Raw genomic sequence first — 19,254 nt, forward strand, 5'->3', positions numbered from 1 at the left:
CACTCGTTCGACAGGGTCGCCCGCAACCGGCGACGTTCCCCCGTGAGGGGGATGCCGGGTGCGGGTGGCCGGCTGCCAGGGTGGCGGCCATGACGTCACTCGAGCAGGTGCAGGTGCGGTCGGTGGACGCCGTGGTGGCCAGGATGCGGGAGTTGCGGCGGTCGCTGCCCCCTGGGGACGGGGTCGGGTACTTCAACGCGGTGTACCTGTCGGTCACCGAGGAGGTGGCCCGGCGGCTCCGCTCGAAGTACTTCACGGACCCGGTGGTCGCGGCGGAACTCGACGTGCGGTTCGCCCGGCGCTACCTGCACGCGGTCGAAGCCGACCTGCAGGGCTCCCGGATCTCCGCCTGCTGGCGGCCGCTGTTCCAGGTCCGGGGGCACCCGCGGATCCACGCCCTGCAGTTCGCCCTCGCCGGGATCAACGCCCACATCGGTCACGACCTGGCGCTGGCCGTCTCCGACACCTGCCGCTCCCGCGGCCTGCCGCCCGGGGAGCTCGAGGACGACTTCCGGCGCGTCGGCGAGGTGCTCACCGAGCTCGAGGAGCGGGTCCGGGAGGAGCTGATGCCCGGCCCTGACCTGCTGGACGTGGCCGATCCGCTGACCCACCTCGTCGACTCCTGGAGCCTGGAGCGGGCCAGGGACGCCGCCTGGGCCACGGCCTGCGTGCTGTGGCGCCTGCGGGACCTGCCCGACTTCGCGGAGGAGTTCACCCAGCGGCTGGACAAGAGCATCGGCCTGGTCAGCAGGTTCCTGCTGACCCCCGTCCGGGGTGGCCAACCGGCCCGGTAGCTCGGCCAGGTGTTCTGACCGGGAACGTCCGCCGGGTTCCGTGGACACCACGTGCTCGACGCGTGGGCGTGCTGGTCCGCCTCAGCGGTAGCCGGCCAGACCGTCCGCCAGTTCTCCTTCGTCGCCGTCACGAAGGGCCTGGAGGGCTTGTTGCAGGGCGAAGGTGCCGCGGATCACGGCCACGCGGGTGGTGAGTCCGTTGTTTGACCGACCGCGCGGGGCGAGCACCCGCTCCAACAGGTCGCGGCCGTAGCTGGCCCCGATGGCCGCGAGGTCCTCGGCCGGGTCGCCAAGGGTGACGTCGTCCCAGTCGAGCACCCCGGCGAGGTGGGGCAGTCCCTGCTTCCACTCCCACAGCACGTTCTCGGCACCGAGGTCACCGTGCACCACCGCTCGAGTGAGGTGGGGAAGGCCGCCGAGTGCCGCGAGTTCCCGCTCGGCCCGCAGGCGCCCCCCGTCGGACATGAGCGGGAACAACTCGGCGCGCGTGCTCTGCGCGAACCGGCGCCACCGATCCCGTGGTGCCCGGGGCAGAACCGCGCGTACCCTCCCGTCGGTGCCGGCACGGGCCAGGCCTGCCAGCAGCGTGGCGAACTGCGCCGCCACCGTGCCGGCCACCTGGGCATCGTCGACCGCCTCGGCCTCCAGTGGTTCCCCGGGGATGCGGCTCAGTACCAGGAACGGCACGTCGGTGCCATGGCCTCCGCCCTGGAGCAGCAGCTCAGGCGTGCGGAAACCGAGGTCGAGCCCGGCGAGCGCACGTAGTGCGACCGCCCGTTCAGGCAGGCGGGCCGCCGCCGCCCGGGTGCGGGGCAGGCACACGACGCGGTCTGGGCCCATGACCACGGTGTGGAACTGCCCCTGACGTACGGCGAGGTCGTCCGGTCTGCTGTCAGGCAGCAGGCGGCCCAGCAGAGCGCGGTGTGTTTCCCGGGCGTTCATGAGGACGGCCTCTGGTTCCTTCCACGGTGCGGAGGCGGTGCGTGACTGCGCTGTCAGGCCGCGCCGGCGAGCAGGCGTCCGTACCCGCACCGGCTCGGCCACCACACCCCACACGGGGGAGGACGCGTCTCCCATTCAACCGCCCCGACCGCCGACCCGGCGAACCTGTTCGGTCACCGCACGAGGTGTGCTCTCCGGCCGCGTGGCCGCGGGACGCGCGGTGACCGCCGGGAGGAACGCGGCGCGGTGGGCGGAGCGGTAGGCCGCGGCCAGCTCAGCCGGTGGGGACACCCGGTGCCCGGGGAGCAGCACGGCGGCGGGGTCCAGGCCGAGGGCCGCGCCGGCCCAGGCGGCGGCGCCCAGGCACGCCGCGTCAGGAACCGCGCAGACCCGGGTGGGCCACGGTGCGAGCGCCGCCTTGATCTCGACCCAGGTGCGCTGCCGCACCGAGCCACCGAGCAGGGTCACCCCGCGGGTGCCGTTCCCGGTCAGCTCCCCCTGCACCTCGGCCATCCAGTGGGCCTGGTGGGCCGCGCCCTCGAGCAGGGCCCTGGCGAGGTGGGGCAGCCCGTGTCCGACGTCGAGACCGTGCACCGTCAGCCGCCGGGCCGGGTCCGGGTCGGGGGCGGACCTGCCGGACAGGTAGGGCTGGACGGTGAGCCCGGTGGGGCCCGCGCCGGCCCGTTCGACGAGTTCGGCGAACCGGCGGTACCGCTGCTCGGCTGGCGCCCCGGCCAGACCGAGCACCTGGTCGCAGAACCACTCCACCAGCGCCCCCGAACTGGACATGCCAGCGAGCACGCACCAGTGCGTCCCGTCCACGTGCCGGCCGTAGGACATCCCCTGGCGCCCGGCGGCCGGTGCGTCGGGCGCCGTCTCCCCCACGGTGACCACGGCTTCCGCGGTGCCCATCGAGTCGGCGACCTCCCCGGCGCCGCGCACCCCGGCGGCCCACGCGCCCACCAGGTGGTCGTGCCCGGCGACGACCACCGGCACCCCGGTGCGGCGGCAACGGCCGACCGGTTCGCCCGGCCCGCGCACCGCGGGCATCCGGTCGGCGTCCAGGCCGGCGAGGCCCAGCAGGTCCCGGTGCCAGCGCCCGGCGTGGACGTCCCAGGCCATGGACCGCTGGGCGAACGTCGCGTCGGTGCCCACCTGCCCGGTCAGCGCCTGCGCCACCAGGTCGGCCGCGCCCGCCCAGGTGCGCATCCGGTCCAGTGCCGCCGGGTGTTCCTCGCGCATCCACAGCCATTTGGCGAGCGGCACCTTGGGGCTGGGCAGGACGCCCGTCGCCGCGTGCAGGTCTCCGGCGCCGAGGTCGCGGCGCAGTCGTTCCGCGTGCGCCCTGGGCCGGGGGTCGGACCAGGACGAGGCGGGGAGCAGCGGTTCCCCGGCGGCGTCCAGCGGGGCGCCGGTCTCCGCCATTCCGGTGATCCCCACCGCGTCTGGCTGGCGCCCCACGGCCGTGACGCACTCGGCGAGCGCGTCCAGGGCCGCGGCGCACAGCGCCCCGACGTCGTGGGTGGGCCCGTCCGCCGGGGTGCGGCATTGCGCGTGCGCGAGCACGGTGCCCCCAGGAGTGGCGAGCACCGCCTTGCAGTGGGTGCTGCCGACGTCGAGGCCCGCCAGGATCACGCCGGCCCCCACAGGTCCGGCAGGTCCAGGGCGGCCTCGCAGGCGTACAGCAGCAGACCGGCGGACCACGCGTGGGAGAGGGTGAGCAACATCCCCTTGGCCTGGAAGCAGGCGGTCTGGTAGTAGCGTTCGCTGACCATGCCCCGGTAGGCGTCGAAGTCGCCGTCCTCGCGGGCGACGAACTGCCGGAAGCAGTCGAGGTTCTCCCGGGTGGAGCGCAGGTAGTAGTCGTCCCCGGTGCGGCGGGCGAGGCGGGCCATCTCCGGCAGGCAGACCAGGCCGTAGGCGTGCAGGTGCTGGTTGGACGGCGACGCCTGGTCCCCGCCGCGGGTGCGGAAGCCGTAGCGGCCCAGCATGGTGCGCGGGGAGAACGCCACGTCGTAGGTGTAGCGGAAGGTCAACATCCAGTCGGCGCTGCGGCGGGCGAGATCCAGCCACAGCTCCGGGTCGGCCGCGGCCCCCGCGGTGCCGTGGGTCACCCCCGGCGCGGTCGGGTCCGTGGGGTCGTCAGCCTCGAGCAGTGCCGTGTACGCCATGACAGCGATGTACCCGTCCTCGGAGGTTGGTGCGAGGTCCACGTCCTCGGGCGCGCCGCACAGGAACTCGGCGTGCACGTCGGGGGCGTAGCCGCGTCCGGCGCGCCGGGCGGCGTGCAACAGCGTGGGGTCGCCGAACTCCCGGGCCGCTTCCACCAGGGCGGGGACCCAGGTGAGCCCGGCGGCGCCGGCCCTGGAGAGCACCTGTCCCGTCCGGCAGTGGTAGGCCGAGCCGAGGTTGCCCGCGGTGTCCTGGGCGGTGAGGGCCACCGCCAGGTTGCTCCGGACCGCGTGCTCCCACGTGGGGTGGTCGGTGCCGTGCCGCCGCTCCTCGACCAGGGCGCGCAGCAGGAACAGGGTGGCCTCGGCCAGCGTGCGGGCGTGCAGCCGGTGCGGATCGGGGGTCCAGCCCACGGTCCACCCGCGGGACGCCGTCCACTGGCCCCAGAAGGTGCCCGCCGGGGTGAGGTTCTCGGCTATGTGGTCCAGGACCCCGGTGGCCGCCGCACGGTAGTCGGCACGGCCGGTGCGGCGGGCGTGCCGCAGCAACGCGTGGGCGTGGGGGGTCCCGCTGACCCATCCCACGTGCATGGCCTGCCGGTCGCCGCGCTCCCCCAGTGCCTCCCGGTCGAACGCCGCGGTCTCCAGCAGCACCGGCGGGTCGGGCCGGTAGTGCCAGCGGTACAGCCCCCAGGCGGTGAGGTCCGCCGCCTCGGGAACGTCCACCCAGGCGGCGGGGGCACGGTCCGCGGCGAGGCGCCGGTGCACCGCGCGCAGCACCGCCGCGTAGGCGTGCGGGTCCGCGTCGAGCAGGTGCACCCGGAAACTGACGGTCCGCCGCTCCTGCGGCTGCCACCGGTGCAACGGGACCTCCGCGGGCAGGGGGTCGGCCGAGCCGTGGTAGACGACGGGCTCCTCACGGTACGGGAAGTGCAGGCGCAGCGCCGGACGGGACTCCGGCCCCAGGGACAGCCCCACCCCGGAGAGCCCCAGCGGGCTGTCCTCCCCGGTCTCCAGCGCTGCGCCGCCGTGCCGGTCCCGGGCGAAGACGGCCGGTGTGGCACAGCGGTCGGCGCGGAACGCCCAGGTGTCGGCGACCATCCCCGCGGGGTCCGAGGTGCCGGGGGCGAACCGGGGGAACCGGCGCTGGCAGTCGGGGAGGCGGTTCTGGCCGTAGAACAGGCCGGGCACCAACCAGCCGGGGTCAGCGGTGGGGCCGAGGAGCAGTTCCACCCGGAGTCCGGCGCGGGCCGCGGTCGCCGCGGTGCGGGTGACGGTGAGGGTGACGGTGTGGCTGACGGGCCCCGCACCGGGAGCGGGAGGGGTGGCGCCGGGGTCGTCGGCCGGTCCGTCGGTCGGTGTCGGCGGGGACACCACGGCCTCGGCCGAGAATCCGGCGGCGGCACCGGTGAGCACCTGTCCGCCCCCGGGGGTCGCTGTCCGCCCGCGCACCGCGACGGGCGCGGCGACGCCCCGCTCGTCAGTGATCGCGACCAGGTAGGGCAGCTCCACCAGCCCGCCGCGGTGCTCGGTGCGCAGCAGCATCGGGTGTCCCGTCACCGCGCCGCGGCGGGGAGGTCGTCGGTGGTGACCTGTGTCCTGGGGAACTCCAACAGGTCCGTCTCCACCACCGGCTCGCCGGGGTCGACCGGTATCCGGAAGGTCCTGATCTGCGCCGGGCCGAACTCGGCCCGGATCTCCCGGTCGAGCAGCGGCAGCCGGATGGTGGCCGTCCCGCCCCGTCCCGCGGTCTCCACCGCCCGCACGATCAGCGCGCCGGTGCCGTCCTCGTCGCCCTTGACCACGCTGACCACCACCGACTCCCCGTCCACCGCCACGAAACCGCGTCGGCCCGGCAGCGGCCCCGGGTGGTAGCTCTCGAGCAGGGCGAACGGCGGCTGGTTGAGCTGCGCCGCGAGCCGCACCGTGCCCGCGTCCCGCCAGTCACCCGCGTGCGGCAGCAGTCGGTAGCGGAAGGTCTGCCGCCCCTGGTCCAGGTACTCGTAGACGCCGTCCTCGTCGAGCTCCCGGGGTTCGTGCCAGGCGTAGGCGGGGCTGCGCAGCACGGTCATGCCGATCTCGCCGCGGACCGCGTCGTGCCCGTACTTGCCGTCGTTGAGCACCGAAAGGCCGGCCCGACGGCCGTCCGGCAGGGCGCCGGAGACGTCCACCCACGCCTGGGCGGACTCCTCGGTTCCGTCGGCGGGTCGGGTGATCTGCCCGTAGGGGATCTCGAAGCTGGCGGCGTCTGTGTCGAGGGCGGTGGGGAAGCGGAACTTCAGCAGCCGCAGCTTCTCGTGCCAGTCGACCACGGCGCGCACCTCGAGGTGCCGGGCCCCCGCGGACAGCACCAGTTCCTCGGCGAGGGTGGACCGCTGGTACTCGCTGTCCACCCGCAGGACCGCGCGCACCGGGCCGCTCTCCACCAGGCGCACCCTGGTGCAGTGGAACGCGCCGATCTCCTTGTCGTAGGCGGAGACCCGGTGGCCCCAGGTGTCCGAGGGGTCGTCCACCACCACGGCGTGCGGGCGGGGTTCGGCGGGGAGCAGTTCGTTCCCGTGGTCCTTGTCGTACAGCCGCCGCAGCCAGCCGGTGGCGGGGTCCACCTCGACCAGCAGGTGCTCGTTCTCCAGGGTGGTCGCGGTGGCGCGGACCGGCCCGGGCGCCGGGTCGGCGCTGACGAGGCGGTCCGCGGTGCGGGTGCCGGGCAGCACCCGGTAGACGCGGTATCCCAGTGGCGGCACCTCGGCGCGGAAGGCGAGCCGCCCGCGGCTGCTGCTCATGGTGGCGTGGGACCGGGTGGGCTGGACCGGCACCTCGGTGCCCTCGTCGTCGAGCAGCCTTGCGCGGACGCCCCCCGGGTACCCGGTGAACTCGAACTCGACGTCCTCCACCAGGGTCCACGGGTGCGGGTTGAACACCACCAGCGGGTACAGGTCGGGTTCGGCCGGGATGTCGATGAGACGACTGACCGACTGGACGGCGCGGTTGAACACGGTGGCGGCCACGGAGCTGGCGTGGCCGTACTGGTCGCGGCTGTCCTCGTAGGCCGGGGCGATCGAGGTGCCGGCGAGGACGTCGTGGAACTGGTTGAACAGCACCAGTTTCCACGCCTCGGTCAGCTCGGCGAGCGGGTACGGCACCCCGGCCACCACCTGGGCGACCGAGGCCCACTTCTCGGCGCGCTGCAACAGGTTCTCGGCGCGGCGGTTCCACTGCTTGACGCCGGAGTGGGCCGAGTAGCAGCCCACGGCGTGGTGTTGGAGTTCACCGGCGTGCACCGGCGTGCCCGGCCGGTTCCGCACCGCGTCGAAGAACGCCTCGGGGTGGCTGAGCCGCAGCCTCGGGAGCCCACCGAGGTCGTCGAGCCGGCGGATGCTGTCCAGGTTGGCCCTGGTGGGTCCGCCGCCGTGGTTCCCCACCCCGTACATGATCAGCAGTTCGGGCTCGTCCGGAGGTACCAGCGCCAACGACTTGTCGATGTGGTGACCGATGTCCTGACCGGGTGAGCCGTACTCGTTGGGTATGCGGTACGCCAGCACCCGGGAGCCGTCCGCGGACTCCCACCAGAAGTACTGGTTGGGCAGGGCCAGCTCGTGCGGCCCCGGGCGCAGGAAGAGGTAGGAGTCGATGCCGCTGAGACGCAGGAGCTGCGGCAGCGCCGCGTTGTGCCCGAACGGGTCCACGTTGCAGCCCACGGTGGCGATGGCGCCGAACCTGTCCAGCAGGTAACGCTGCCCGTACAGCGCCTGCCGGACGAACGCCTCGCCGCCGGGCGTGTTGCAGTCCGGCTCGACCCACCAGCCGCCGACGATCTTCCAGCGCCCCTCGGCGACCCGCGCGCGGATCGCGGTGAACAACTCGGGGTCGTTCTCCTCCACCCACGCCAGGTACAGCACCGAGTCACAGGTGAAGACGAAGTCGGGGTACTCCTCCATGCGGTCGATCGCGGACCGGAAGGTCGCCCGGACCTCCTGGTAGCCCTCGGGCCACTGCCACAGCCACACCGGGTCGATGTGGGCGTTGCCCACCATGTGCGCGGTGCGCCGGTGGGGGCGCACGGGTGTCCCCGGTGCGGCGGTCGGGGGGAGCGCGGGATCGTTCACGGTGGGGTCCAGGGGCTGGGGGACGGGTGGCGTCCGGGGCGTGGGTGGGTCAGGAGGAGGTGGTGCGGGCACGGCTGGGTCCTGCGTCCGGGGCGGGGTGGGCCCGGGTGACGGCGGGCGGCCCTTCGCAGCGGCCCTCGTGGGGGGTCCGGCCGGGGGGCGGTCCCTGCGCTGGGGCGGCGTCGGCCGGTGCCTGCTCGGCGGCCCAGGCGTCCACCTGCTCGCTGAGCAGGTGCAGCAGGAGCAGGTGCATCTCCTGGACCCGGGCGGTGGTGCGGGACGGGACCACCAGCGCCAGGTCGGCGTGGGCCGCGGCGGGGCCGCCGTCCCCGTCACCACCGCCGAACAGCACGGTGAAGGCACCCTGTTCGCGGGCGGCGCGCAGTCCGCGCACCACGTTCTCGGAACGGCCGGAGGTGGTGAACGCGATGACCATGTCGCCCGGCCCGGCGAACGCCCTCACCTGGCGGGAGAACAGGTCCTGGAAGGCGTAGTCGTTGCCGATGCAGGTGGCCACGGAGGGGTCCACGGTCAGCGCCAGGGCCGGGAGCGGGCGGCGCTCCCGCAGGTAGCGGCCGACCAGTTCGGCGGCGAGGTGCTGGGCGTCGGCCGCGCTGCCACCGTTGCCGAACGTGTAGAGCCGGCCCCCCGACTCGTACACCCCGATCAGGCGCCGGACGGCCAGGTCCAGTGCGGGCAGCAGGGGCTCGACCCGACGGGCCAGGTCCAGGTGGTCCGCGAGCTGGGCCCGTGGGTCCTCAGCCATGCGTGGGGTTCCCTTCGGACGGTTCGGGGGTGGGGGCCGCCGGGGGTACCGGGGCCGCGGTGGGGTGCGGCCCGACCGGGGCGCGTTCGAAGGCGACGGCCGCCGCGCCCACCACCCCGACGTGGTCACCGGTGTGCGCGGCGACGACGCTGGCCGCGGCGGCGGCCGGGCCCATCGCCTGCTCGCGCACCGTGCGTCGCACCGGGGCGAGCAGCCGCTCGCCGGCCCGCGTGACTCCCCCGCCGAGCACGACGAGTTCGGGTTCGAAGAGGTTCACCAGGGAGGTGACGCCGCAGGCCAACGCGTCGGTGGTGGCCGCCCACACCTCGCCGGCGACCCCGTCGCCCGCTGCGGCCTCGCGCGCCACGTCCCTGGCGGTGAGCGGGGAGTACCGGGCGAGGGCGGTGGCGCGGCCGGCGGCCAGCGCCTCGGCCACGGCCTCCTGGGCCCGTTCCGCGATGGAGGTGCCGGAGGCGTACGCCTCCAGGCAACCGCGCCGGCCGCAGCTCCGGCAGGGCCGGCCGTCTCGTTCGACGGTGACGTGCCCCAGCTCACCACCGTTGCCCGCGGCGCCCCGGTAGACGCGGCCGTCGATGACCACCCCGCCCCCCACCCCGGTGGAGATGGTGAGGTAGATCATGTGTCGGGTGCCCCGCCCCGCACCGAAGCGGTGTTCGCCCGCGGCGGCCGCGGTGGCGTCGTTCTCCAGCACCGTGGGCAGGCCGTACTCCCGCTCGGCGAGCCTGACCACCGGCACCTCCCACCAGCCCGGCAGGTGGGGCGGACCCAGCAGCACTCCGGCGGAGCAGTCCAACGGTCCCCCACAACCGATGCCCACCGCACCGATCCGTTCCGGGGCGACACCGGACTCCTCGATCGCCCTGCGGCCGAGGGCGAAGAGACGGTCGAGCACGGCGCTCACCCCCTGCCGCACCAGGGTGGGGGTCACCAGGAACGAGTGCACCTGGCCGTTCCGGCCGACGACCCCGGCCGCCAGCTTGGTGCCGCCGATGTCGAGCCCCAGGACGGCGTGGCCGCTGCGGTCCGCTCGTTCCGCCGGGACGCGGGTGTTCTCCGCCACTGGACCTTCCGGTTCGGTCGTCGCCTCGGGCCCGCCGCAGGGCGCCACGGCCCCTCACGTGCGGCGGGTTCCGCCACACCGCCCGGCGCCGGCCCCTCGGTGGCCGCCCCCGGACGGGTGTCGTCAACGATATGACATCGTTCCCATGTGGGAACGTAACCACATACCGGAGGCGCGTCAACACCCCACGGCGATCCCGTCGGTTCCCGGCCGCGAGGGAGCTCCGACGCGACGGCCCCGGGAGTCCGCCCGGCCCGACGCGGGAGGACACGAAGCGGTGGCCGCCCACCGGGCGACGGAGTGTCGCGGACCACGCCTCGACCACGACTGCCACACTGGCCAACGCCATGCGTGGGATGTTTCGGGTATTCCATCCCAAACACGCTTCAACCGCCGTGACGTGCCCCAACCCACATGACCTGGTCCAACGAAAGAGACAAAGAGGGAGAGCAGGATGAAGGCTCTTGCCCACGTGGCCGCGGCGACCGGGGCAACCCTGGTCGTGGGCCTGTTGGCTGCCGCGCCCGCTTCGGCCGCCCCGACCCGCCCGGCGGCGCGGTGCCCGGCGAATCTCCACGCCTCCACCACGGGCGGCAAGGCGGAGTGGACGGTGCGCTGCTCCAGCGGGCGGGTCCAGGTCCGCGGGTGGGTGCGGGACACCATGCCCGACGGCAGGTGCGCCCGCATCAAGGCGTTCCTCGGGCACTCCGGCCGACGTGACGCCAAGGCCTGTTCGTACAACACGACGACGAGGTTCAACTGGTCCGGCCCCGGCACCGAGGCACGGGTGTACCTGTACGTCGCCTAACGTGCCCGTTGCCGTTCGGCACCGCGGTGCCGGGCCAAGCGCCGGCAGCGGCCCCGCGGGCGGAGGCGACGGTTCGTCGCCCGGCGCTGGCCGGGCGACGGGTCCGGGGCGTCGGCCGGCTACCCCCGCACCCAGCGGGCAGGGCGGCGGTCACCGCCGACACCGCCGACCGCAACCTCCAGCAGTCCACGCACCTCACCGTGGACGCCGCCACCCGGGCCGCCCTCGACTCCGCCGAGAAGGACAACCAGCGGGTCTCCGTGGCCGTCGTCGACCGCAACGGGAACACCCTCGTCACCCTGCGCGGCAACGGGGCGGGCCCGCAGTCGTACCCGTCCGCGGAGGAGAAGGCATTCACCGCTGTGTCCTGGAACGCACCCACCTCGGAACTGGTCAAGCGCCTGGAGCAGAACCCGACCTCGAAGGACATCCCCGGCACCCTGTTCCTGGCGGGCGGCGTGCCGGTTTCCGCCAAGGGTGCCCCGGTCGCCGGTATCGGCGTGGCCGGTGCGCCCAGCGGCGACCTGGACGAGAAGTACGCCGAGGCGGGTGTCGCCGCCCTGGTCGGATAGGGCGTCCAGCCGCCGGGCACGGTGACGCGCCGCCAGCCCCGACCGGGACGGCGTCACGCCTTTCGAAGCACGCCGGGTCCCGTGGGACCGGGGGTCGAGGCGCGTCCCGGCCGCAGGGGTCACCCGATGCGGTTCGGCACCGGCCGCATCCCCACCGGGAAGGGCAGGTCGGCGGCGTGCGGGTCCTGCTCCCAGGGCAGCGGTCGGGCTGTGGCGGGGCCCCCGTCGGCCAGCCGGCGGAGCCAGGCCGCGGCGTCCTTCCCCAGGTCCACCCCGTACACCGCGACGAGCTGGCGGTGTGCCTGCTCGGCGAGCAGGGCACGGCAGTCGTCCAGGTACTCGACGAGCACCTCGGTCCCGTGGGCCGAGCCGCACCGAGCCAGGGCCCGCCCCAGCGCCAGCTCCAGCAGGGCCGCACGTTCCTGGAAGTCGTCCGGCTCGATGCCGTGGTGCCGCCACTGTGCGTGCAGCCCCGGCCGCTCGCGCAGCCGCAGCAGCAGGGGCACCGCCGCCGGGTCACCCAGTCGTTCGGCCCCCGCGCACACCGCGTCCACCCAGTAGAACGAACCGGCCAGCGGGTCGCGCAGCCCGCGGGGGGAGACGTCCACCAGTTCCGCCACCCGCTCCCAGACCGCGACGGCCCGTGGGTCGCGGGCCAGCGCCAGGGTGTACAGCAGGTACGCGTCCTGTGGCATCGCCGACTGGTCCGGGGGTAGCTGCGCCTCCCTGATCCGTGCCTCACGCGCGGGGAGCGCCGGCCCGGACACCGCCAGGTGCAGCCGCTCGAGCAGCACCTCCACGCCCGCGGACGCCCCTCGGCAGACCAGCGCCTGGGCCAGCACCAGGCGACCGGGGCCGGTCGCCTGGTCGAGCGCGGTCAGCAGCGCGTCGGTCACCCGGGGCCCCGGATCGAGGACCAGGTGCACCAACGGGATCGCGCCCCGGTACGTCTCCCGGCGGCCCATGTCGGAGTACGCGTGCAGGGGCACCCGACGCACCAGCTCCGCGACCAGCTCGGGCACCGGTGGGGGCACGGGTGCGGGCCGCCGCAGGGCCCGTGCCGGGAGCAACCCGCGTTCCACCAGGACGCGTTGCAACCGCGGCACGTCCAGGGCCCGTGGCGCCACCCCCTCCAGGGCGCAGCGGGCCGCGGCGGCGCCGGTCACCGCCCCCAGGTTCTCCAGGTCGGCCTGCATCCGCAGCGCAGCCAGGGCGTCGTGGGTCGCTGAGAGGGCCTTGCCGGTGACCAGGAGGCCGTCGAGTCCGCGCGGGAGCAGCGCGCGGTAGGGCAGTTCGACCTCGAGGTTGGGTGGGATCAGCCCGAGCTGCGGCCACAGCGCCTCGCCCTTGCCCTTGACGTCGTGGTTGGAGAAGTGCAGGTTCACCACGTCCGGCCAGTGGCGTTGGGTGAGCTGGTCGGTGAGGGTCACCGTGGCCTCGCCGACCAGGTGCCGGCTCTCCCGGGCCGCCGGCTGGATGCCGTGGTCGTGCGCCGGCCCGCCCCGGCGGCGGGCGGCGAGGACCGCACGGGTGGAGTCCTCCACGTTGCTGACGTCGGCGATGCCGCCGAAGGTGTTGCGGGTCACTCCGGGGTGCTCGAACCGGGCCAACGACGACCACATCACGGTGTGCGTCCCCACCGCGCCGTACTCGGTGGGAGCCCCGCACCAGGCGGCGAGGTCCGCGTCGCCGGTGGCGTCCACGACCACCTCGGCCACCACCGCCACCGGTCCTTCGGGGCCGGCGAGCACGGCGCCGCGCACCCGGTCGCCGGTGCGCAACGCGGCCACGGCGAGCGTCCCCGGCAACACCTCGACGCCCGCCTCGGCCGCGGCCCGGCCCAGCGCCAGGGCCTTGAGCTCGATGTGCCAGTTCCCCACCCCGCCGGGAAGCCCGTGTTCCCGGTGCAGTCCCCGGGTCCTGCGCTGGAGCTCCGCGGCCTGCCCCTCGCGACGTCCGAACCAGTAGCTGTGCACCCCGCCGTAGGTGCCGGTCCCGCCGAGCCCGGGGCCGGCGTCCACCACCAGGGTCGTGGCGCCCTCGCGGGCCGCGCTGATCGCGGCCGGGGCCCCGCTGCTGCCGCCCCCGACGACGAGCACGTCCACCCGGCGCACCACGGGTACCGGCACGGGTGCGACGCGCTCCCGGGGGTAGTGCCGGCCGCGCTGGGGCGCGCACTGCTCGGCGACCTCGAGCACGGGGCGCGGTGGGGGCACCGGGGCCGGCGACGTGGGCGTGGCAGGGTGCGCGGGCCGACCGGCGGTGAGCGTCACCGCGAGCTCCCTGCCCCGCCGCTCCCCGAACGCCACCGCGGCCAGCGGTCCGGCGGCCAGCGGGTGCAGGTCCCGGGTCGGCACCGGGCCGTGGCGCGCGACCGGCGCGCGGTCCGGTGTCGCGGCGGGCGGCGGGGGTACGTTCCGGGCGGCGGCGTCCGGCACCAGTGGCCACATCCCGGGGCCGGTCGCGCCGCCGTGCCGCACCGCTGGGCCGTGCGGGCGGTGTGCCACGGCTCCCAGCCGGGCACGGTGGAACGCCGGGTGCTCGCGGAAGAGACGGCCCGCCGCCCCCAGGGCCGCGACGCGGTCCCGGACCGCGAACTCGCCCAGCAGGTGTCCCGGGCCGCGGTGCCCCCGGTGCCAGCGGACCCCGTCCACGTGTGGTGTCCCCCGCGTGGTGTCCACCTCCGTGAACTCCACCGTCCAGGTCAACGGGCCGGCCGTCGCCGTGCGGGCGTCCAGCACGGCGGCGCAGCGCACCAGTTGTCGTCCGGACTTGCTGCCGACGACCAGGCCGCGCGGCACCCCGTGGGGGGCGTGCCCGGCCAGCGGGCGCACCCCGTAGAGCAGCTCGACGCCGCTGGCCAGCAGCGCGTCCTCCAGAGCGGTCTTGACCTCGGCCGGCACCAGCGGGACCTCGGCAGCGGCGGGAACGCCCGGCGGCACCAGTGCCCGCAGCGGGCCGCCGTCGTGCCCGGGGGAGACGGTCAGCCAGGGTCGGTTGGTGTCGGTGAGGTCCGTGCCGAGCCCGTAGCCGGCTTCGAGCAGGACCACCCGCAGTCCCGCGCCGGCCAGCTCGACCGCCGCGGCGACGGCGGCGACGGGGCCGGCGACCACCGCGACGTCCACGTCCTTCAGCACGGACAGCTCCCGACCGGGCAGGGTCACGGTGGGCGACGCGCGCTCCGGGGCACCAGCGGTGGGCGGGGCACCAGCGGTGGGCGGGGCACCGGCGGACCGCCGGGGGCCGGTCACGGCAGCTCCGGGACGGCGTTGGCCCTGGCCGCCGCGGCGTACCAGTGCCCGCTGTCCTTGACGGTGCGACGCTGGGTGGCGTGGTCCACGTGCACCAGGCCCATGCGGGGGCGGTAGCCCATGGCCCACTCGAAGTTGTCCAGCAGGGACCAGTGGAAGTAGCCGCGCACCGGGGCGCCCCGTTCGATGGCGCGGTGCACCGCCACCAGGTGGCGGTGGAGGAAGTCGGTGCGGCGTCGGTCGTGCACCGCGCCGTCCGGGCCTGGTTCGTCGTCGTAGGCCGCGCCGTTCTCGGTGACCAGGAGCGGCACTCCGGGGTGGTCGCGGTGCAGCCGGACCAGCAGGTCGGTGAGCGCCTCGGGGACCACTTCCCAGTTGAGGTCGGTGCGCGCCACCTCGGGCCGGCCGGGCTGTACCTTCCAGGGGAACGGGCCGTCACCGCGTCCGGCGCTGACGATCCGGCGCGTGTAGTAGTTGACACCGATGAAGTCGCTGCCCGTGCCGATCACGGCCAGGTCGCCCTCGGCGATGAAGTCGAGCTCCCCCACCGCGTCCTGCCAGTGGGCCCGCATGTCCGCGGGGTACCGGCCGGTCAGCACCGGATCGAGGAACCAGCGGTTGACGTAGCCGTCCGAGCCGTGGGCCGCCGCCAGGTCGGCCGGTCCCCAGGTGTGCGGTTCGTGGGGGTAGAGGCTGAACGCCACTCCCGCGCGTCCCCGGCCGGCGAGCTCGCGCACCGCGAGGCCGTGGCCGAGCAGCAGGTGGTGCATCGCCCGCACCGAGCCGGCCACGTCCCGCTCCCCCGGTGCGTGCAGGCCCAGTTGGTGGCCGAGGACGCCGACGATCCACGGCTCGTTGACGGTGATCCAGTCACGGACCCGGTCGCCGAAGGCGTCGAAGCACACCGCGGCGTACTCCGCGAAGCGTTCCGCGGTCTCCCTGGCCCGCCAGCCGCCGCGGTCCTGGAGGGCCTGGGGCAGGTCCCAGTGGTAGAGGGTGAGCAGGGGGGTGATGCCGTGCTCCAGCAGCCGGTCGACGAGCCGGTGGTAGTGGTCGAGGCCCCTGCGGTTGACCGGTCCCGTGCCCTCGGGGAGCAGCCGCGGCCAGGACACCGAGCAGCGGTAGGCGTTGGTGCCGAGCGCCGCCATCAGCGCCACGTCCTGCTCGACCCGGTGGTAGTGGTCGCAGGCGGTGGCGCCGGTCTCCCCGCGTTCGACGGCTCCGGGAACCCGGCTGAAGCGGTCCCAGACGGACTCGCCGCGCCCGTCCTCCTGCTCGGCGCCCTCCACCTGGTACGCGGAGGTGGCCGTCCCCCACCAGAACCCCTCGGGGAACCGCAGGGTGCGGGGGGCGTCCTTGTCCTCGGTGCGTGTGTGGGGGTCGGCGTTCACGTGGGGACGGTTCTTCCTGTGGCGTTGGCCGGTTGGGGGCGGATCAGGGGCTATGGCCGGGCACGGTCGTCCGACCATTGTGGCATCGTTCCCACGTGGGAACGTAACCACGCTCGGGGCCCTCGTCAACGGGACGCGCGTCACGCGGCCCCGCGGGTGCGCGCCCGTCCCGGCAGCCGCACCGGACCTCAGGGGGTGCGGATCGGCTCGGCGAGGACCTCACCGATGACGTGCCGTGCGACGCCCGCCATGACCGGGTTCGTGTCCCGGTAGGAGGACAGTTCCGCGAGGGCGACGGACAGCGCCCAGCCGCGTCCCCGCGCCCAGGCCGCGTCGTCCACCCCGAGGGCCGCCCGGAAGACACCGCGCGCCCGAGCGGGCAGCACGTACCAGGCCGCGATCAGGTCCACGGCGGGATCGCCCAGGCCGAGGCACCCGAAGTCGATGACGGCGCTCAGCCGCCCGCCGTCCACCAGCAGGTTCCCTGGTTGCAGGTCCGCGTGGACCCAGACGGTGGGGCCCGGCCACGCCGGTGCCTCGAGCGAGGCCTCCCAGACGGCGGTCGCCGCGACCGTGTCCACGGTTCCGCGCAGCGCCCCGATCGCGGCGCGCGTCTCGGCGTCCCGCGCCCCCAGGGGTTCGCTGCGGTAGGAGGCGGGGCCGTTCTCGGGAGCGACGCGGTGCAGCGCGGTGACGAACCCCGCCAGGTCCCGCGCGAACAGGCCGGGGTCGTTGACGCCGCCGTCCCCCGGGTTCACCCCGTCGAGCCAGCGGTAGACGGACCCCAGCTCCAGGGGTACCCCTCGGCGCCCACCCCCCTGCCCAACGGCACGGGTACGGCGACCGGGAGCTGGGGGGCGAGCCACGGCAGCCACCGGTGTTCCTTCGCGACGTCGTCGGCGGCCGAGGCGACGCGCGGGAGCCGCACGACCATGTCCCGGCCGAGCCGGTACATGGCGTTGGACGTTCCGAAGGAGCCGACCCGTTCGACGGGGAGGTCCGCCCACTGGGGGAACTGTGAGGCGAGCAGCCGGCGCACGAGGGAGGCGTCGATGTCCGCCTCGTCGGCATGCGTCCTGCCAGCGCGCACGGGACCTCCCGGGTCGGCTCCTCCACGCCCACGGGTTGCGGTTGCCCGGTCGGGGGGTGGGCCGACGGTCGTCGGCCGCCGGTCATCCCAACGTGCCGGGGCTGGAACGTCAACCGGTTTCCGGGGCCGGGACGGGGCGCGGTCGGGTGGTGGGCGTTGTCCGCCGCCCACACCGCTACCCGCGCCGGACGTACGCGGACAGCGCCTCGACCGACTCCCGCGCCGCTGCGGCGTTCGTCGCGGCCAGCAGGTCCCGGACCTCGGCCAGGCGGCGCGTCACCCGCCCGGACTCGACCTCGACGAGTTGTTCCAGGGTGCCCCTGGCCTCCGCCGCGCCCTCATCGACCTCGCCGGCCCGCACCAGGCTCCGCGCCAGGGTGAGCTGGTACAGCGCGCGGTTCCGCCCGTAGGCGCGGTCCTGGCGCGACAGCGCGGCACGCAGGAACGGGACGGCCGCCCGGTGGTGCCCCGCCTCGGTGTAGAGCAGCCCCTGGACGAAGTCGAGTTCGGCCGGCCCGTGGAAGGCCGCCCACGAGGGGGTGGGACGCCCCCGCCCCGGACGGCTGGCCAGGCGCATCGCCTGGGCCAGACACTGCCGGGCGCCGTGGTCGTCCCGCATCCCGGCCAGGGCCCGCGCCTCCCGCGCGGCGAGCAGGGACAGCAGCACCGGTGACTCGAGCGACTCGGCGCGGCGACGGGCCGCGCGGGCCAGCTCGAAGCCGTCCCGGGGCCGGTCCTCGTGGATGGCCTGCATGCTCAGGCTCGCCAGCACCAGCACCTCGAGCCCCGGGTCACGGATCATGTTGGCGGTGGCCAGCGCCTCGCCCCAGTAGCGGCGTGCCGGGTCCTGCTCGTCGGCGTCGTAGCACAGCCAACCGCAGTGTTCCGCGGATTCCCCGGCGAGCAGGTGGAGTTGACGGCCGATGCTCTCGGAATAGTTGGCCGTGTTGATGACACGGCGGATACGGCGCAAATGCCGAACAGCCAGGGAACGGATATCACCCCCGCCATAGGCGTCGTCGAGGGCGATCAGGGATCGCAAACCCTCCCGCAATTCGCCGAGGTGTGCGGTGTTCACCGAGTCCGCACGCGGCAGGGTGAGGCCCGCCGCCGATCCGAGGGTGTCGGCGACGAACGCACGTCGGTCCACGTTCGTCGTCCTTTCGGGTGGGTCGTCAATCGCGACGCCGAGGGGTGCGGGTCCGGGGAAACCCAGGTCGGTCGGGCTCACGCCGAACATGGCGTGCAGCACGCGCCAGGCCCGGGGACGTGGTCGCGGGGGCCGTGGCTGGCGCCAGCGGCGTAACTGGCGGTCGGTGAGGGATACCGGCTCGCCCACCAGTCGGGCAGCTTCGGCGTAGGCCCGCAGGAAGGTCGCCGTCCGACACCAACCACGGGCCACGCATTCCCGCACGAAGACGCTCTGCTGTTCCATCGACATCTACCACCGGTAATCGGGTCGGCACCCACCGTAGCCCGGACTTCGCGAACCGCAGTCCCCGCAGAACCGGAAAGTCCGGTCGAAAGTCCGCCCGACACGTCCCCACTCACCGGCCGGAAAGCGGTTCTCTCCTTCAGGACAAGGAAGGAACTGCCATGACGACAGGCGGCGAAACGACGACGCCCATCCCCCTCCCACCGCCGGCCCCTCACCGGCACCCACCGGTCCGGCCGGGCCACCGGCACACCAACCGGGCCGTCACCGGTGACGCCACCGCGGGAACCACCCGGCGCCCCGGGGGAGCCCGGTGAGCGGCCCGGTCCCGCTGCCCGCGCCCTGGGCTTCGCCCGGCGGCGCCCTGGCCGTGCCCGTGGCGGCGGGCGTGCACTGGGACGCGGTGCGGGTGAGCGACCGCGCCCTCGGCGCGGCGGTGCTGGTGTACCTGGGGCGGCGCACCGGGGCGGTGATACAGGACGGCCGCACGGGGGTGCGGTACTGGTTGGTCCCGCCCCGCGCCGCCGACCCCTGGCCGGCCCTGCCCGCCGTGTCCGTCCTCGGCTGCGGCGCGTTCGTGGCGGTCCCCCCGCCCCGGAGGACCACGGGTCCGGGCCCACACTGGCACGTTCCGCCCGCTCCCGACCGCCACCTCACCCCGCCCGAACTGCTCGGCGAGGCCCTGGACACCGCGGTGCGGCACTCCAGGCACCTCGCTCCCGTGGGGCCGCCCGGCCTCGCCGCCGTCGAACGGAACCGTCGGGACCAGGCGCTCCTCGCCCGCCTCCGGGACGTCAACCGCCGCAGCCGCAGTCCGCGCCCGTGGGGGTGACCCCGGGCGCGGGTG

Annotated in this window: 13 protein-coding genes and 1 pseudogene; 4 read left to right on the forward strand and 10 right to left on the reverse strand. The window is 74.9% G+C overall.

Annotated features, from left to right (window positions below; genetic code table 11):
• The first annotated feature begins 89 nt into the window (after positions 1-89).
• Positions 90-794 carry a DUF5995 family protein gene (locus A3IG_RS0101215; RefSeq protein WP_018381716.1) on the forward strand — a complete coding sequence of 235 codons (705 nt, stop codon included), beginning with the start codon at positions 90-92 and terminating at the stop codon, positions 792-794.
• An 81-nt stretch (positions 795-875) separates the two neighbouring features.
• Here the strand turns inward: A3IG_RS0101215 and A3IG_RS0101220 are convergent, their stop codons facing one another.
• The 6 genes from A3IG_RS0101220 to A3IG_RS0101245 form a co-directional block, all read right to left on the reverse strand.
• Positions 876-1,736, reverse strand: coding sequence for a phosphotransferase family protein (locus A3IG_RS0101220; protein ID WP_018381717.1), 861 nt, complete (start codon positions 1,734-1,736; stop codon positions 876-878).
• A 135-nt stretch (positions 1,737-1,871) separates the two neighbouring features.
• On the reverse strand, positions 1,872-3,371 hold the full coding sequence (locus tag A3IG_RS28125) for an FGGY-family carbohydrate kinase (protein WP_158676895.1): 1,500 nt from the start codon (positions 3,369-3,371) through the stop codon (positions 1,872-1,874).
• Positions 3,368-5,452: a hypothetical protein gene (locus tag A3IG_RS34020; RefSeq protein ID WP_018381719.1), complete on the reverse strand. Its 2,085-nt coding sequence runs from the start codon at positions 5,450-5,452 to the stop codon at positions 3,368-3,370. The genes A3IG_RS28125 and A3IG_RS34020 overlap by 4 nt, the downstream gene beginning before the upstream one ends.
• Positions 5,453-5,463: 11 nt before the next feature.
• Positions 5,464-8,013 (reverse strand): alpha-mannosidase, encoded by a 2,550-nt coding sequence (locus tag A3IG_RS0101235; protein WP_157862242.1) that lies wholly within the window; start codon positions 8,011-8,013, stop codon positions 5,464-5,466.
• A 49-nt stretch (positions 8,014-8,062) separates the two neighbouring features.
• The gene (locus A3IG_RS28130; protein ID WP_018381721.1) at positions 8,063-8,779 is read right to left on the reverse strand and encodes a D-sedoheptulose-7-phosphate isomerase; all 717 of its coding nucleotides are present in this window, start codon (positions 8,777-8,779) and stop codon (positions 8,063-8,065) included.
• Positions 8,772-9,860 carry an ROK family protein gene (locus A3IG_RS0101245; protein WP_018381722.1) on the reverse strand — a complete coding sequence of 363 codons (1,089 nt, stop codon included), beginning with the start codon at positions 9,858-9,860 and terminating at the stop codon, positions 8,772-8,774. Before A3IG_RS0101245 ends, A3IG_RS28130 begins: the two co-directional genes overlap by 8 nt.
• 454 nt (positions 9,861-10,314) lie before the next feature.
• Between A3IG_RS0101245 and A3IG_RS31655 the strand changes: the two genes are divergently transcribed.
• Positions 10,315-10,668, forward strand: coding sequence for a hypothetical protein (locus tag A3IG_RS31655; RefSeq protein WP_058032774.1), 354 nt, complete (start codon positions 10,315-10,317; stop codon positions 10,666-10,668).
• A gap of 86 nt (positions 10,669-10,754) precedes the next feature.
• On the forward strand, positions 10,755-11,240 hold the full coding sequence (locus tag A3IG_RS0101255) for a GlcG/HbpS family heme-binding protein (protein ID WP_236719083.1): 486 nt from the start codon (positions 10,755-10,757) through the stop codon (positions 11,238-11,240).
• Positions 11,241-11,359: 119 nt separating this feature from the next.
• Here the strand turns inward: A3IG_RS0101255 and A3IG_RS0101260 are convergent, their stop codons facing one another.
• From A3IG_RS0101260 to A3IG_RS0101275, 4 genes and pseudogenes are all read right to left on the reverse strand, one after another.
• Entirely contained in the window at positions 11,360-14,491 is a 3,132-nt protein-coding gene (locus A3IG_RS0101260) for an FAD-dependent oxidoreductase (protein WP_018381725.1), read from the reverse strand.
• Positions 14,488-15,882, reverse strand: a complete 1,395-nt coding sequence (locus A3IG_RS0101265; protein WP_018381726.1) for a GH1 family beta-glucosidase — start codon at positions 15,880-15,882, stop codon at positions 14,488-14,490. Before A3IG_RS0101265 ends, A3IG_RS0101260 begins: the two co-directional genes overlap by 4 nt.
• Before the next feature lie 188 nt (positions 15,883-16,070).
• Positions 16,071-16,972 (reverse strand): annotated as a pseudogene (locus A3IG_RS28140) (aminoglycoside phosphotransferase family protein).
• Positions 16,973-17,147: 175 nt separating this feature from the next.
• The gene (locus A3IG_RS0101275; protein ID WP_018381727.1) at positions 17,148-18,122 is read right to left on the reverse strand and encodes a hypothetical protein; all 975 of its coding nucleotides are present in this window, start codon (positions 18,120-18,122) and stop codon (positions 17,148-17,150) included.
• A gap of 598 nt (positions 18,123-18,720) precedes the next feature.
• Here A3IG_RS0101275 and A3IG_RS32210 point away from each other — a divergent pair.
• Positions 18,721-19,239 (forward strand): hypothetical protein, encoded by a 519-nt coding sequence (locus A3IG_RS32210; RefSeq protein ID WP_018381728.1) that lies wholly within the window; start codon positions 18,721-18,723, stop codon positions 19,237-19,239.
• The last annotated feature ends 15 nt before the right edge of the window (positions 19,240-19,254 follow it).

Origin of the sequence: Wenjunlia vitaminophila DSM 41686 (assembly GCF_000380165.1) — a bacterium.
Taxonomy (GTDB): Bacteria; Actinomycetota; Actinomycetes; order Streptomycetales; family Streptomycetaceae; genus Wenjunlia; species Wenjunlia vitaminophila.

Coding starts and splice junctions, on each gene's coding strand:
- A3IG_RS0101215 (WP_018381716.1), top strand. CDS start 90: ATGACGTCACTCGAGCAGGTGCAGGTGCGGTCGGTGGACGCCGTGGTG.
- A3IG_RS34020 (WP_018381719.1), bottom strand. CDS start 5,452: ATGCTGCTGCGCACCGAGCACCGCGGCGGGCTGGTGGAGCTGCCCTAC.
- A3IG_RS31655 (WP_058032774.1), top strand. CDS start 10,315: ATGAAGGCTCTTGCCCACGTGGCCGCGGCGACCGGGGCAACCCTGGTC.
- A3IG_RS28130 (WP_018381721.1), bottom strand. CDS start 8,779: ATGGCTGAGGACCCACGGGCCCAGCTCGCGGACCACCTGGACCTGGCC.
- A3IG_RS0101220 (WP_018381717.1), bottom strand. CDS start 1,736: ATGAACGCCCGGGAAACACACCGCGCTCTGCTGGGCCGCCTGCTGCCT.